This window comes from Agrobacterium sp. LEGMi-208b (genome assembly GCF_059511785.1).
This window is the reverse complement of the sequence record NZ_CM183446.1, coordinates 639,933-654,315: the sequence shown is the minus strand read 5'-3', so window position 1 is coordinate 654,315 and position 14,383 is coordinate 639,933. Positions and strand designations below refer to the sequence as shown.

Here is a 14,383-nt window from a genome sequence, read left to right as displayed (position 1 = left end):
GCTGGAAAAATGCTTCGGCCACCTTACTATATGGAATGTTCAGGCACCCGGATGTCCGGGTGTCCTCCCGAAACGAACAAGGACAATTTTTGATGGCCGAAAATTCCTCCGCAGATAATTTCCCCGCCGGATATGAAGTGCCCAAGGTCTGGACCTGGGACAAGGGCAATGGCGGCCAGTTCGCCAATATCAACCGGCCCATCGCCGGTCCGACCCATGAAAAGGAACTACCGGTCGGCAAGCATCCGCTGCAGCTTTATTCGCTGGCGACGCCGAATGGCCAGAAGGTCACCATCATGCTGGAAGAATTGCTGGCCGCCGGCCACAAGGGCGCCGACTATGATGCCTGGCTGATCAGGATCGGCGAAGGTGACCAGTTCGGCTCCGGTTTTGTCGGCGTCAATCCGAATTCCAAGATCCCGGCGCTGATGGATCATTCGACGCCTGAGCCGACGCGGGTTTTCGAAAGCGGCTCCATCCTCGTTTATCTCGCAGAAAAATTCGGCGCTTTCCTGCCGAAAGAGGGCAATGCCCGCACGCAGGCGCTGAACTGGCTGTTCTGGCAGATGGGCTCCGCGCCCTTCCTCGGCGGCGGTTTCGGCCATTTTTATGCCTATGCGCCGGTGAAGATCAAATATGCGATCGATCGTTACGCGATGGAAGTCAAGCGTCAGCTCGACGTGCTGGACCGTCATCTGGCTGAGAACCGTTATCTCGCCGGTTCGGAATATACGATTGCCGACATGGCCGTCTGGCCCTGGTATGGCAAGATCGCGCTCGGTCAGGCCTATGGCGATGCCGGTGCTTTCCTCGAGGCGGACAGCTATAAGAACGTGATGCGCTGGACGCTTGAAATCGGCGAACGTCCGGCGGTCAAACGCGGCGTGATCGTCAACAAGACCTCGGGCGATCCGTCCGAACAATTGCATGAACGCCACGATGCCTCCGACTTCGAGATGAAGACGCAGGATAAGATCGGCAAGGCGTAAGAAAAGGATTAGAGCGCCAAAAGCGCTCTAACTATTTGAGTTGGCGCATTTCCGGACGTAAAAGCAAGGCCGCTTTTATTGGAAATGTTCTGAAAGGACAAAAGATGGCGAACCTGCCCGAAATGACCAAGCACAAGGGATTTCCCTCCGGCATGCCGAGCACGGGCGTCCAGTTCACCATCCGCCGCGCCAACCCCAAAGGGGTAACACCTATCAAGATGATACCCCGAAGGGCGCGCAACGACACCAAGGAGCATCGCATCGATGCCGCCTTCCTGCACTCGCTCTGGCACCATTTTGGGCCTGAGCCTTTCGAGCGCGGCAATCTCGACGCCGCCCGCCTCAACCTCCTCTTCGGCCGCGAGGTGGTGCCGGCGGAGAAGAATTTCGACCCGCTTTCCTATCAGGCGATGCTTGTCATCGACGAGCGCGTCGCGCGGCAGAATTTCCCGGAATCCTTCGAGAATTTCTTCGAGATTTGAGTGTGCTGTCATCCACCAACGGGAATGAAATGCGATGTCGACAGCGACCAGCAAATTTCTGAGTTATGTTCTGCGCCATGCGCCTGAAAGTATCGGCCTGACTCTCGATACTCAGGGTTGGGCTGACGTCGCAGATCTGTTGGCAAAAGCGAATGCGAGTGGCACGCCGCTCGATGAGGCAGGCCTCTTTTCGGTGGTCGCAGAAAGCGACAAGAAGCGCTTTACGCTGTCGGAAGACGGCCGCCGCATTCGGGCGGCGCAGGGGCATTCCGTGAAGGTCGATCTCGGCCAGCCGCCAGTCGAGCCGCCGCCGCAATTGTTTCACGGTACGGCGACCCGTTTCCTCGAACCCATTCTGCGGGAAGGCTTGCGCCCGGGGGAAAGGCAACAGGTTCATCTTTCCGCTGACCGGAAGACTGCGCTTGCCGTCGGACAACGGCACGGAAAGCCTGTGGTCCTGATTGTCGATGCCGGTCGGATGTTTGCGGATGGTTACAGTTTCTACCGAGCCGATAACGGCGTTTGGCTGACGGACGCCGTGCCATTTTCCTATCTGACTGAGTTCGAGGCTTCCTCAGCGGAGTGATGGGTAACGGGCTGATGCTTGGTAATGGAGGAGGGAGGCAAAATGGGTGTCGGCATATTTCAGATCGATATGGATTGGCTGCATCGCTGGCTGAAGCCGCGGCGTGGCGGCGGTACCCGTAAAGCGCCCGGCAACCGCAACCTCAAACCCAGGATGACACGGGAGGCCGCCCGGCTCGATCACCGGCAGATGCTGCGATTCATGGCGCTCAATGCGGCCATCGGCGTGCTGATCGGCGTCGGTGTCGGTGCGGCGCTGATCTTTCTCGACGTCGGCGGTTTGGGCACGCGCATCGGCCGCGCCGCAAATCCGGTCGTGCCCGTGCTGCTGGTCGTCATGCCCATTGCATCCCTGTTCGGTGCGGCCGCCACCGCCTCGGCCATCCTGATGATGCCCTATGAAAAGAAATTCCGTGACGATGATGACGATGCGAGGGGAGAATAACCGCATGATCAAGAAAATCCTCATCGCCAATCGCGGCGAGATCGCCTACCGGGTCATCAAGACAGCAAAGAAGATGGGCATCGCCACCGTTGCGGTCTATTCGGATGCGGACGCCAATGCGCTGCATGTGAGACAAGCGGATGAAGCCGTTCATATCGGCCCCGCGCCCTCGTCGCAGTCCTATATCGTCATCGACAGGATTCTTGAGGCAATCGCGAAGACCGGGGCGGATGCGGTCCATCCCGGTTATGGCTTCCTGTCGGAAAATGCCGCCTTCGCCGAGGCGCTGGAAAAGGCGGGCGTCGTCTTCATCGGTCCGCCCGTCGGTGCCATCCAGGCGATGGGCGACAAGATCACCTCGAAGAAACTGGCTGCCAAAGCGGGTGTTTCCACCGTACCTGGCCATATGGGGCTGATCGAGGATGCGGATGAGGCGGTGAGGATCGCGTCTGAGATCGGTTATCCCGTGATGATCAAGGCGTCCGCCGGCGGCGGCGGCAAGGGCATGCGCATCGCCTTCAACGATGCCGAGGCGCGGGAAGGCTTCCATTCCTCGAAGAACGAGGCGAAATCTTCTTTTGGCGATGACCGCATCTTCATCGAAAAATTCGTCACCCAGCCGCGCCACATTGAAATTCAGGTGCTGGGCGACAAGCACGGCACCATCCTTTATCTCGGCGAGCGCGAATGTTCGATCCAGCGGCGTAACCAGAAGGTCATCGAGGAGGCGCCATCGCCCTTTCTGGACGAGGCGACGCGAAAGGCCATGGGCGAGCAGGCCGTGGCGCTGGCAAGGGCAGTCGGTTACCATTCGGCTGGCACGGTGGAATTCATCGTCGATGGCGAGAGGAATTTCTATTTTCTGGAAATGAACACCCGCCTGCAGGTGGAGCATCCGGTAACGGAACTCGTCACCGGTATCGATCTGGTCGAACAGATGATCCGCGTGGCATCAGGAGAAAAGCTCTCCTTCGGGCAGACGGATGTGAAGCTGAATGGCTGGGCGATCGAAAGCCGGCTTTATGCCGAAGACCCCTATCGCAACTTCCTGCCGTCGATCGGCCGGCTGACGCGTTATCGCCCGCCGCAGGAGGGCAAGCAGGAAAACGGCACCGTCATCCGCAACGATACCGGCGTGTTCGAAGGCGGCGAGATATCGATGTATTACGATCCGATGATCGCCAAGCTGTGTAGTTGGGGCAAGGATCGTGAAACCGCTATCGACGCCATGGGGCAGGCGCTGGACCGTTTCGAGGTGGAGGGCATCGGCCACAATCTGCCGTTCCTGTCGGCCGTCATGCAGCACGAGCGTTTCCGTGCCGGCCGCCTGACGACGGGCTTTATCGCGGAAGAATTTCCGGAAGGCTTTTCCGGCGTCGAACCGGATGAGGCATCGTCGCGCAAGCTTGCCGCCATTACCGCCATCATCCATCAGCGGCTGCAGAACCGTGCGGTGGAAATTTCCGGCACCATCGGCAATCACCGCCGCATCGTCGGCCATGACTGGGTGGTTTCGTTCGGCAAATCCCATCGAAGCGTCTGCGTGGAAACCGGCACGGATGGCACGGCGATCCGCTTTGACGACGGTGCTGCGTTGACGGTCGACACCGGCTGGCTTCCCGGCCAGAGCCTTGGCCTGTTCACGGTGGCGGGCGAGGTGATTGCCGCCAAGGTCGATCTTGCCGGGGCGGCGATCCGCCTGCGCTGGCGCGGCATGGATATTCGCGCCCATGTGCGCAGCCCGCGGGTGGCGGAACTGGCGCTGCTGATGCCGGAAAAGCTGCCGCCCGATACGTCGAAACTGCTGCTTTGCCCTATGCCCGGCGTCATCACCGGTATCTCGGTTGGTGAGGGTGACGAGGTGGAGGCCGGGCAGGCGCTGGCGACCGTCGAGGCCATGAAGATGGAAAACATCCTGCGCGCGGAAAAACGCGGCCGTGTCGCCAAAGTCTCGGCAAAACCGGGCGACAGTCTCGCCGTGGACGAAGTCATCCTCGAATTCGAGTGATGTTTGTGACCGTTTTTCCGGAACGCATGCGGGCCGGAGCGGTTTATGGGCTCGGCGGGTTTTATCCGGCAGTGGATTGCTGGATTTAGGTCACGATTGCCCGCCACAGTGCTAAAATGAAATGCAGAAGGGGAGAGATGCATGTCGGGTGAAAAAACGGTGCGGGATTGGCTGCAGCTTGCCGAAAAGGAGCTGAAGCGCTCACCGGAAGCGCTCGTCTGGCACACGCCTGAAGGTATCGAGGTCAAGCCCCTCTATACCGCCGACGATCTGCAAAAGGTTTCCCATCTCGAAAGCCTGCCGGGCTTTGCGCCCTTCACCCGCGGCCCGCGTGCTACCATGTATGCCGGGCGGCCCTGGACTATCAGGCAATATGCCGGTTTTTCCACGGCGGAGGCCTCGAACGCCTTTTACCGCAAGGCGCTCGCCGCCGGCCAGCAGGGCGTTTCCGTGGCCTTCGATCTCGCCACCCATCGTGGTTATGACAGCGATCATCCACGCGTTGAAGGCGATGTCGGCAAGGCGGGCGTGGCGATCGACAGCGTCGAGGACATGAAAATCCTGTTCGACGGCATCCCGCTCGAAAAGGTGTCGGTGTCCATGACCATGAATGGCGCGGTCATTCCCGTGCTCGCCAACTTCATCGTTGCGGGGGAAGAACAGGGCGTTCCACGCGCCGCCCTTTCCGGCACCATCCAGAACGACATCCTCAAGGAGTTCATGGTCCGCAACACCTATATCTATCCGCCCGAACCTTCGATGCGGATCATTGCCGATATCATCGAATATACGGCGAAGGAGATGCCGAAATTCAACTCCATTTCCATTTCCGGTTATCACATGCAGGAGGCGGGCGCGACGCTCACGCAGGAGCTGGCCTTCACGCTGGCCGATGGCCGCGAATATGTGCGCGCCGCTTTGGCCAAGGGGCTGAATGTTGATGATTTCGCCGGCCGCCTGTCGTTCTTTTTCGCCATCGGCATGAATTTCTTCATGGAGGCGGCAAAGCTGCGCGCCGCCCGCCTGCTCTGGTCTCGCATCATGGAGGAATTCAAGCCGCAGAAGGCGTCGTCGCTGATGCTGCGCACCCATTGCCAGACATCGGGCGTCTCGCTGCAGGAGCAGGATCCCTATAACAACATCGTCCGCACCGCCTTCGAGGCCATGTCCGCCGTGCTCGGTGGTACGCAGTCGCTGCATACCAATTCCTTCGATGAGGCGATTGCCCTGCCGACGGAATTTTCCGCCCGCATCGCCCGCAATACCCAGCTTATCCTCCAGCATGAAACCGGCGTCACCAGGGTCGTCGATCCGCTGGCCGGCTCCTATTATGTCGAAAGCCTGACGAACGAACTGGCTGAGAAAGCCTGGGCGCTGATCGAAGAGGTGGAGGCACTGGGCGGCATGACCAAGGCCGTTGCGGAAGGCCTGCCGAAACGATTGATCGAGGAGGCGGCAACCCGCCGGCAGGCGGCGGTGGACAAGGGCGAGGAGGTCATTGTCGGCGTTAACCGCTACCGTCTGGAAAATGAAGAGGATATCGATGTCCTCGATATCGACAATGCCGCCGTGCGCGCCGCACAGATCCGCCGCATCGAAGAGACACGCCGCCGCCGCGATGGCAAGGACGTGACCTCCGCTTTGGCAGCACTTTCCGAGGTTGCCCGCAGCGGTAAGGGCAATATTCTCGAAGCCGCCGTCGTCGCTGCCCGCGCCCGCGCCACCGTCGGGGAAATTTCCGATGCGTTGCGCGCGTCCTTCGGTGACCATGCCGCCGTGCCGGAGGTGGTGAGCGATATCTATGGCGAGGCTTACAAGGACGAGCCGGAACTTGCCACGCTCGCCGCGCGGCTTTCCGGTGTTGCCGAACGGATCGGCACCAAACCGCGCATCATGGTCGCCAAACTCGGGCAGGACGGGCATGATCGCGGCGCCAAGGTCATTGCCTCCGCCTTTGGCGATATCGGTTTCGATGTGCTGGCCGGGCCGCTGTTCCAGACGCCGGCGGAAGCGGCCGATCTTGCGGTCAAGAACAGGGTGCATGTGGTCGGCATGTCGTCGCTCGCTGCCGGGCACAAGACCCTTGCGCCGCAACTGGTAGAGGCGCTGAAACAAAAGGGCGCGGAAGACATCATCGTCGTCGTCGGCGGCGTCATCCCGCGGCAGGATTACCAGTTCCTGCTCGATCATGGTGTTTCGGCAATCTTCGGTCCCGGCACCAATGTCATGGATGCCGCCAACAAGGTTCTCGACCTGTTGGAAGGCATCCGGCGGAACGCGTGAGGGAAAGACGGCCATGTTTGGAAGATTAAATCACGTCGCCATCGCGGTGCCCGATCTCGATGCCGCCATTGCCCGTTACAGGGCGTTGGGCGCCGATGTCTCGGAGCCGCAATCGCTGCCTGAACACGGCGTGACGGTGGTGTTCATTCAGGCTGATAACACCAAGATCGAACTTCTTCATCCATTCGGGGAGAATTCGCCGATTGCCGCCTTCCTCGAAAGAAATCCCGGCGGCGGCACCCATCACCTCTGCTTCGAGGTGGCGGATATTGTTGCCGCCCGTGATGATCTCGTCAAAAAGGGCGTCCGAATTCTGGGTGACGGCGAGCCGAAGACCGGCGCGCATGGCAATCCCGTTCTTTTCCTGCACCCGAAAGACATGGGCGGCGTGCTCTATGAGCTTGAGCAGGTTACCCCGACACACGGCTGAAACACTGAGCCCCTAAGACGCTGACCATGCGGTGTGCGGCGCGCAGCGGCCGTTCGCCCTTGCCGAAACGTGTTTCGTTTGTTTTCTTTTGACATTCGTTTTGTTTTCGTTTTTATGGCAGTTGTCTTTCAACGATGGGGGCGTAATCCCCCGGCGCTGTCGTGGAGGCTCTATGTCCGGCGAGACCATTTTCGATCTTTTTGTCATCGGTGGCGGCATCAATGGCTGCGGCATTGCCCGCGATGCGGTGGGCAGGGGCTATTCCGTGGCGCTTGCGGAAAAGGGCGATTTCGCTTCCGGCACCTCTTCCGCTGCCACCAAGCTCATCCATGGCGGCTTGCGTTATCTCGAACATTACGAGTTTCGTCTGGTGCGCGAAGCGCTGATGGAACGGGAAATCCTGTGGGCCATGGCCCCGCATGTCATCTGGCCGATGCGCTTCGTTCTGCCCGTCCAGAAGGGCGGCGTGCGCCCGGCCTGGATGGTCCGGCTCGGTCTGTTTCTTTATGACAATCTCGGTGGCCGCAAGCTTCTGCCGGCGACCCGCACACTCGATCTGCGGCGAGACCCGGCAGGAAAACCGCTGAAACCGGCTTTCGCCAGGGCTTTCGAATATTCCGATGGCTGGGTGGACGACGCCCGTTTCGTGGTTCTCAATGCGCGCGATGCGGCCAATCGCGGCGCGACGATCATGAACCGCACGCGGGTTGTTTCAGCACGGCGCGAAGGCGGGCTGTGGCTCATCGAGACGCTGGACGAAAAGACCGGACGAGCGGCCTTGCACAAGGCACGCATGCTGGTGAATGCCGCCGGTCCCTGGGTGGATACCGTGCTTTCCGGCGTCTTCGGGCGCAAGGATGTTCATAATGTCCGGCTTGTACAGGGCAGCCACATCATCGTGCGCAAGAAGTTTTCCGATCCGCGCGCCTATTTCTTCCAGAACCCTGATAACCGCATCATCTTCGCCATTCCCTATGAGCGGGATTTCACACTGATCGGCACAACCGACCGCGACTACAAGGGCGATCCCGCCAGGGTGCGTATCTCCGAAGAAGAGATTTCCTATCTCTGCAATGCGGCCAGCGACTATTTCAGCGAAGCGGTGAAACCGGAAGATATCGTCTGGACCTATTCCGGCGTGCGGCCGCTGTTCGACGACGGTGCTTCGAAAGCGCAGGAAGCCACACGCGATTACGTGCTGAAGGTGGAGGAGGCCGAGGGTGAGGCTCCACTTCTCAATATTTTTGGCGGCAAGCTCACCACCTATCGGCGGCTGGCCGAGCACGCGCTGGAAAAGATCGGCGCGGCGATTGGCGAAAAGGGCAAGCCGTGGACGGCGGGCTCCCACCTGCCGGGCGGCGATTTCGGCGCGGAGAGATATGAGGCGCAGGTGCGCGCGCTCGTCTCCCGTTATCCCTTCCTTGATGGGCGCCATGCCGAGCGGCTTGTCAGAAACTACGGCACGAAGGCGGCGGAACTGTTGGGCAGCGCCACCGATGTCTCCGGCCTCGGTCGGCATTTCGGCGGCACGCTCTATGAATGCGAGGTGCGCTGGCTGGTTGAGCACGAATGGGCCTTTGCGGCCGAGGACATTCTCTGGCGGCGCACGAAACAGGGCCTGCGCCTGAGCAAGGACGAGGCCGCTGATCTCGATGACTTCGTAGCTGTACTGACGGGCGGCGGGCAAAAGGCTGAAGTCTTGGCGGAGCGGGCCTGAAAATCCGCCAGTTGCCCCGTCAGTTCCCGGAACTCCTGGCCGGTCTCTCCGGGCCATCGGCGCTCAGGATATAGTCATCGGCGGCCGAAAGTGCGTGTTCCATGTGTCCTTCGAACACCAGTTCCGGCTCGTTGGGCGCGATGGCGATTTTCGGCATGCCGCCGAAACGCACCGCCTGAGATTGTGCAAGGCCATCGTGAAGGCCGCTTTCCAGAAGATCGAAATAACGCGTGCCGGGGCCGGTGATGAAGACCGGCATATGACCATGCAGGCTGAAGAGGCGGGAAAGGCCATTGCCGAGCGCCAGGCCGGCGGTGCGGAAGGCGAACCGCGCCATGCGGGCGCCGGTGCGCGCCGAGGCGGCGATCTTGTCCACCTCGGCGATCGGCACGAATTTCGCCGGTTCCGCCTGCGGCGGGGCTTCGAAAGCGGAACGCAGGATGGCGTAGAACCCTGAATAGGCCTCGATGCAGCCTCTGGTACCGCAACGGCACAGCGCGCCATCGGCCAGATGCAGCATATGGCCGAAATTGGGGGCGCTGACCTCGATCGCGCCGCCCGTTGCGCGGGCGATGCCAAGGCCGATGCTGTGGCCGAGCGACAGGGTGACGAGAGCTTCCGGCGCCGGGTTTTCCTTTGCGTGCTCCCGCATCCAGATGGCCTTGGCCGCCAGCAGGGTCTCGTTGTTCAGCGTCACGCGAATGCGGCCGTCCCCGGAAATCAGTCGCTGGAAATCGATCCTTTCGTCGCCGAGAACCGGCGACCAGAGAAGCGTTGCCGCGGCCGCATCCACCAGCCCCTTGCTGCTGATCGAGACCTGGAGAATATCGTGCCGGTCGATGCGCGAGCGATCGGCAAGCCTTGCAAGGCCGGCGAGGATAGCGCCGCCGAATGTGCCTTTTTCAGCCGTAATCCTCTGTTCGGTGAAGCGATCCACCAGCTTGCCGGCATAATCGACCAGCGAATATTGCACGCTGTCGGAGGAGATGATGACGATGGCGACGTGGCAGAAAGCGCCGCGCGGGCCGAAGAGAATGCGCGGCCGGCCACGGCCGGCGGTGGCGAGCTGCTCCTTGCGCAGAATGAGACCGGCCCGCTCGAGCTCGGTGGTGATGGCGGAGACGGTCGCGGAGGCAAGCCCGGTGAAGGACGACATGTCGGTATGGGAAAGGCTGCCGTGCAGGCGCAGGGCCGCCATCACCGACAGGCTGTTTTTCTGGCGCACCAGTTCCGTACTTGCAATGGCGGACATGGGCTGGGGCCTGCTCCCTGAACGGCTTTTTCCTGTCGTGCTGATCCCGTCTGATGGCCCATACCACAGAGAAGATCAAGGCACCCGGATGCTGCCCGCAGCCGTTGTTGACAGCATGGGGAATCTCTGACATTAATTTTCTCGACTGTCGAGAAAATTGTGAAACCACAGAGACCGGCAGCTTTTTCCGGGCGTTTTCCCTGCATGGAGGTGTGGGGCTGCGCCCTTACCGGGAGGACATCATGAATTCTTTTGCCAAGCTTTTGGCGGGTACGGCCGTACTCGTTTCCCTGCATACTGCCGCGATTGCCGCCGATCTCGTCGTCGGCGTTTCCTGGTCGAATTTCCAGGAAGAACGCTGGAAGACGGATGAGGCGGCCATCAAGGCAGCGCTCGACAAGGCCGGCGCGAAATACATCTCCGCCGACGCGCAATCATCCGCCGCAAAGCAGCTGACCGACGTGGAATCGCTGATCTCGCAGGGTGCCAATGCGCTGATCATTCTGGCGCAGGACAGCGATGCGATCGGCCCGGCCGTTGAAAAGGCCGTTGCCGAGGGTATTCCGGTCGTGGGTTATGACCGTCTGATCGAAAACCAGAACGCCTTCTACATCACCTTCGATAACAAGGAAGTCGGCCGTCTTCAGGCTGCCGAAGTCTTCAAGGTGAAGCTCGAAGGCAATTACGTCTTCATCAAGGGCTCTTCTTCCGATCCGAACGCGGACTTCCTGTTCGCCGGTCAGCAGGAAGTGCTGAAGGCCGCCATTGACGGCGGCAAGATCAAGAATGTCGGCGAAGCCTATACCGATGGCTGGAAGCCGGAAAATGCCCAGAAGAACATGGAACAGTTCCTGACCAAGAATAATAACAAGGTCGATGCCGTCGTCGCCTCGAATGACGGCACCGCCGGCGGCGCCATCGCCGCTCTCGCCGCGCAGGGCATGGCCGGTTCGGTTCCCGTTTCCGGTCAGGATGCCGATTTCGCGGCGCTGAACCGCGTCGCGCTCGGCACGCAGACGGTGTCTGTCTGGAAGGACAGCCGTGAACTCGGCAAGGAAGCGGCCGGCGTTGCGCTGGAACTGGCGGGCGGCAAGAAGATGACGGAAATCAAGGGTGTCACCACCTTTGATGGCGGCCCGAAGAAGGTCACGATGCAGTCGGTCTTCCTGAAGCCGATCGCCATCACCAAGGACAATCTCGGCACTGTCATCGATGCCGGCTGGATCAAGAAGGAAACGGCCTGCCAGGGTGTGAAGGCCGGATCCGTCAAGGCCTGCGACTGATCGAATACGTCCCGGTTGGGCGCTGCGCCATGGTTCATGGCGCAGCGCCCTTTGGAGCATTTCCAGGAAACGCGGAACGGCTTTTCCGTCCGGACAATGCGTAAGAACAAAACTTGGATCGTTCTGGCGATTCGAAGACAAGCCAAAACGACCCAAGATGTGAGGAGCACCGGCAGTTCATGGCCGACATGACCCAATCCAATTCCACAGCGTCGCAAAAGACGGAAAAAACAGGCTCGATAACACGCTTCATCAACGCTACCGAGCTGGATACCAGACTGCTCGGCATGGTTGGCGCACTTCTTCTGATCTGGATCGGATTTCATATCCTGTCCGGCGGGCTGTTCCTGACGCCGCGAAACCTCTGGAACCTTTCGGTGCAGACCGCTTCCGTGGCTGTCATGGCGACCGGCATGGTGCTCGTCATCGTCACCCGCAATATCGACCTGTCGGTCGGGTCGATCCTCGGTTTTTCCGGCATGATCATGGGCGTCATGCAGGCGGAGATCCTGCCACAAATCCTCGGCTTTGAACATTCGGCGACATGGATCATCACGCTGCTGGTCGGCATTCTCGTCGGCGGCGCGATCGGCATGCTGCAGGGCTCGATCATCGCCTTCCTGAACGTGCCCTCCTTCATCGTCACGCTTGGTGGCCTGCTGGTCTGGCGCGGCGGCACATGGTTCATCACCAGCGGCCGCACCGTGGCGCCGATGGATTCCACCTTCCGCCTGATGGGCGGCGGCACCAGCGGTTCGATCGGCGCGACATGGAGCTGGATCGCCGCCGTCGTCGCCTGCGTCGCCATAGTGGCGGCCATCCTGAATTCCCGCCATCAGCGCCGCCGTTTCGGCTTTCCGCTGCGGCCGGTCTGGGCGGAATATTTTCTGGTGGCGCTCGGCTGCCTTATCGTCATCGGCTTCGTGGCGGTGGTCAACAGCTATCCATGGCCGGTCAACATCGCCCGCAACTATGCCGATGCCAATGGCATCGCCTGGCCTGAAGGCGGTCTGTTCATTTCGCACGGCATCGCCATTCCGGTACTGATGGCGCTTGCCGTCGGTGCGGTCATGACCTTCATCGCCACACGGCTGCGCTTCGGGCGTTATGTCTTCGCCATCGGCGGCAATCCGGAAGCGGCCGAACTTGCCGGCATCAAGACCCGCTGGGTCACGGTGAAGATCTTCACGCTGATGGGCGTTCTCTGCGCCATCGCGGCGGCGATCTCGACCGCCCGCCTCAACGCCGCCACCAATGCCCAGGGCGAACTGGACGAGCTTTACACCATCGCGGCGGCCGTCATCGGCGGCACCTCGCTTGCCGGCGGTGTCGGAACCATAGCGGGCGCGATGCTCGGCGCGCTCGTCATGCAGTCGCTGCAATCCGGCATGGTGCTGGTGGGCATCGATACGCCCTTCCAGCGCATCGTCGTCGGTGTGGTTCTGGTCGTCGCCGTCTGGCTAGACACCATCTACCGCGCCCGCGCCAAGTAAGAACCGAGGAGAACTCCTATGACGGACCAAGTCACGCCCCTCGTGGAAATGCGCAATATTTCCATTTCCTTCGGCGGCATCCATGCGGTGGAAAACGCCTCTGTCGATCTTTTCCCCGGTGAGGTGGTCGCCCTTCTCGGCCATAACGGCGCGGGAAAATCGACGCTCATCAAAATCCTCTCCGGCGCATACCGGCGCGATGGCGGCGATATCCTCATCAATGGCGAGGATGCCGATATCCGCAATCCCCGCGACGCCAAGAAATACGGCATCGAGACCATCTACCAGACGCTGGCCGTGGCCGATAATGTCGATGCGGCGGCCAATCTTTATCTCGGCCGCGAGCTGAAGACAAAATGGGGCACGCTTGATGATGTCGCCATGGAAGCCTCGGCCCGCGAGGTGATGGGGCGTCTCAACCCCAATTTCCGGCGGTTCAAGGAGCCGGTGAAGGCGCTATCCGGCGGCCAGCGGCAGTCTGTCGCCATCGCCCGTGCCATTCTGTTCGATGCCCGCATTCTCATCATGGACGAGCCGACGGCAGCACTCGGGCCGCAGGAAACGGCGCAGGTGGGCGATCTCGTCAAGGAACTGAAACGGCAGGGCATCGGCATCTTCCTCATCAGCCACGATATTCACGACGTCTTCGATCTGGCCGACCGGGTCTTCGTGATGAAGAACGGCAAGGTGGTGGGCCATGCCCGCACGCAGGATGTGACCAAGGACGAGGTTCTCGGCATGATCATTCTTGGCAAGGTGCCTTCGGGCGCGGTGCCTGGGCCGGGCGCGGTCGTCTCCTGACGACCGACCTGCCGTGCCGTCACCGAATATGTCTATTGATGTGGTGGCATCCATGGTGAGACATTGCCGATGTCATGGTTCTCCGGGCTTGGTTGCCCGATCCCGGAGCTAAGAGGGAATCCGGTGCGCCGTCGATCGGCAAGACGTTCTCGGCACGGCCGTGATGGTGGGACTATTCCCAGTCGCTCACCGAAAAGCCCGTCAAGGGCATGCTGGCCGGACCGGTGACGATCCTCAACTGGTCCTTTGTCCGTGACGATATCGCAAGGAGCCTGACATGCCGGCAGATCGCGCTCGCAATCGGAAAGCGGCTTGACGACCGGCAGCTTTGGATCAATCCGGATTGTGGCCTGAAGACCCGCAAATGGGAAGAGGTCAGGTCGGCCCTGGTCAACATGGTCGCTGCCGCTGCCGAGCTTCGCCGAGCAGTACTCTGATATGGATGAGGCCCGGCGGGAGCTGGGCCTCATCACGGCTTCCGCCGGGAAAATGTGGGGGAGGGTATATGAATGTCTGTCCGGCAGGATGGAGCCGGCCGGACAGGCAGATAAAGAGAACGCTCCCGGGCCTACGACTGGAGATCGGTGTGGAAACGCTCAATCCCGGCGGATTTAC

Annotated in this window: 12 protein-coding genes and 1 pseudogene; 12 read left to right on the top strand and 1 reads right to left on the bottom strand. The window is 60.8% G+C overall.

Annotated elements, in window-relative coordinates:
* Positions 1-92 precede the first annotated feature (92 nt).
* The 8 genes from yghU (at position 93) to AC5YUO_RS17665 (ending at position 8,939) form a co-directional block, all read left to right on the top strand.
* Positions 93-989 (top strand): glutathione-dependent disulfide-bond oxidoreductase, encoded by an 897-nt coding sequence (gene yghU, locus AC5YUO_RS17700; RefSeq protein ID WP_496156174.1) that lies wholly within the window; start codon positions 93-95, stop codon positions 987-989.
* A gap of 104 nt (positions 990-1,093) precedes the next feature.
* Positions 1,094-1,471 (top strand): hypothetical protein, encoded by a 378-nt coding sequence (locus tag AC5YUO_RS17695; RefSeq protein ID WP_077985202.1) that lies wholly within the window; start codon positions 1,094-1,096, stop codon positions 1,469-1,471.
* 34 nt (positions 1,472-1,505) lie between these two features.
* Complete coding sequence (locus tag AC5YUO_RS17690) at positions 1,506-2,057, top strand: RNA 2'-phosphotransferase (protein WP_496156173.1); 552 nt, start codon at positions 1,506-1,508, stop codon at positions 2,055-2,057.
* Positions 2,058-2,099: 42 nt separating this feature from the next.
* The gene (locus AC5YUO_RS17685) at positions 2,100-2,501 is read left to right on the top strand and encodes a hypothetical protein (protein WP_496156172.1); all 402 of its coding nucleotides are present in this window, start codon (positions 2,100-2,102) and stop codon (positions 2,499-2,501) included.
* 4 nt (positions 2,502-2,505) lie between these two features.
* Positions 2,506-4,509 carry an acetyl-CoA carboxylase biotin carboxylase subunit gene (locus AC5YUO_RS17680; protein ID WP_496156171.1) on the top strand — a complete coding sequence of 668 codons (2,004 nt, stop codon included), beginning with the start codon at positions 2,506-2,508 and terminating at the stop codon, positions 4,507-4,509.
* Between the two features lie 141 nt (positions 4,510-4,650).
* Positions 4,651-6,792 (top strand): methylmalonyl-CoA mutase, encoded by a 2,142-nt coding sequence (scpA, locus tag AC5YUO_RS17675; RefSeq protein WP_496156170.1) that lies wholly within the window; start codon positions 4,651-4,653, stop codon positions 6,790-6,792.
* A gap of 13 nt (positions 6,793-6,805) precedes the next feature.
* Positions 6,806-7,222, top strand: coding sequence for a methylmalonyl-CoA epimerase (mce, locus tag AC5YUO_RS17670; RefSeq protein WP_496156169.1), 417 nt, complete (start codon positions 6,806-6,808; stop codon positions 7,220-7,222).
* 172 nt (positions 7,223-7,394) lie between these two features.
* Complete coding sequence (locus tag AC5YUO_RS17665; protein WP_496156168.1) at positions 7,395-8,939, top strand: glycerol-3-phosphate dehydrogenase; 1,545 nt, start codon at positions 7,395-7,397, stop codon at positions 8,937-8,939.
* A gap of 19 nt (positions 8,940-8,958) precedes the next feature.
* Here the strand turns inward: AC5YUO_RS17665 and AC5YUO_RS17660 are convergent, their stop codons facing one another.
* Positions 8,959-10,191 (bottom strand): ROK family protein, encoded by a 1,233-nt coding sequence (locus tag AC5YUO_RS17660; RefSeq protein WP_496156167.1) that lies wholly within the window; start codon positions 10,189-10,191, stop codon positions 8,959-8,961.
* Between the two features lie 242 nt (positions 10,192-10,433).
* Between AC5YUO_RS17660 and xylF the strand changes: the two genes are divergently transcribed.
* From xylF to AC5YUO_RS17640, 4 genes and pseudogenes are all read left to right on the top strand, one after another.
* Positions 10,434-11,474 carry a D-xylose ABC transporter substrate-binding protein gene (gene xylF, locus AC5YUO_RS17655; protein ID WP_496156166.1) on the top strand — a complete coding sequence of 347 codons (1,041 nt, stop codon included), beginning with the start codon at positions 10,434-10,436 and terminating at the stop codon, positions 11,472-11,474.
* 188 nt (positions 11,475-11,662) lie between these two features.
* A complete protein-coding gene (locus tag AC5YUO_RS17650) occupies positions 11,663-12,967 on the top strand; it encodes a sugar ABC transporter permease (protein ID WP_496156513.1) in 1,305 nt (434 codons plus the stop codon).
* 18 nt (positions 12,968-12,985) lie between these two features.
* The gene (locus AC5YUO_RS17645; protein ID WP_400813003.1) at positions 12,986-13,768 is read left to right on the top strand and encodes an ATP-binding cassette domain-containing protein; all 783 of its coding nucleotides are present in this window, start codon (positions 12,986-12,988) and stop codon (positions 13,766-13,768) included.
* A 164-nt stretch (positions 13,769-13,932) separates the two neighbouring features.
* Positions 13,933-14,205 (top strand): annotated as a pseudogene (locus AC5YUO_RS17640) (hypothetical protein); the annotation flags it as partial.
* Positions 14,206-14,383 lie beyond the last annotated feature (178 nt).

What these genes read in the sequence shown, in the direction of transcription:
- yghU (WP_496156174.1), top strand. Translation starts at nt 93, where the DNA reads ATGGCCGAAAATTCCTCCGCAGATAATTTCCCCGCCGGATATGAAGTG.
- AC5YUO_RS17695 (WP_077985202.1), top strand. Translation starts at nt 1,094, where the DNA reads ATGGCGAACCTGCCCGAAATGACCAAGCACAAGGGATTTCCCTCCGGC.
- AC5YUO_RS17690 (WP_496156173.1), top strand. Translation starts at nt 1,506, where the DNA reads ATGTCGACAGCGACCAGCAAATTTCTGAGTTATGTTCTGCGCCATGCG.
- AC5YUO_RS17685 (WP_496156172.1), top strand. Translation starts at nt 2,100, where the DNA reads ATGGGTGTCGGCATATTTCAGATCGATATGGATTGGCTGCATCGCTGG.
- AC5YUO_RS17680 (WP_496156171.1), top strand. Translation starts at nt 2,506, where the DNA reads ATGATCAAGAAAATCCTCATCGCCAATCGCGGCGAGATCGCCTACCGG.
- scpA (WP_496156170.1), top strand. Translation starts at nt 4,651, where the DNA reads ATGTCGGGTGAAAAAACGGTGCGGGATTGGCTGCAGCTTGCCGAAAAG.
- mce (WP_496156169.1), top strand. Translation starts at nt 6,806, where the DNA reads ATGTTTGGAAGATTAAATCACGTCGCCATCGCGGTGCCCGATCTCGAT.
- AC5YUO_RS17665 (WP_496156168.1), top strand. Translation starts at nt 7,395, where the DNA reads ATGTCCGGCGAGACCATTTTCGATCTTTTTGTCATCGGTGGCGGCATC.
- AC5YUO_RS17660 (WP_496156167.1), bottom strand. Translation starts at nt 10,191, where the DNA reads ATGTCCGCCATTGCAAGTACGGAACTGGTGCGCCAGAAAAACAGCCTG.
- xylF (WP_496156166.1), top strand. Translation starts at nt 10,434, where the DNA reads ATGAATTCTTTTGCCAAGCTTTTGGCGGGTACGGCCGTACTCGTTTCC.
- AC5YUO_RS17650 (WP_496156513.1), top strand. Translation starts at nt 11,663, where the DNA reads ATGACCCAATCCAATTCCACAGCGTCGCAAAAGACGGAAAAAACAGGC.
- AC5YUO_RS17645 (WP_400813003.1), top strand. Translation starts at nt 12,986, where the DNA reads ATGACGGACCAAGTCACGCCCCTCGTGGAAATGCGCAATATTTCCATT.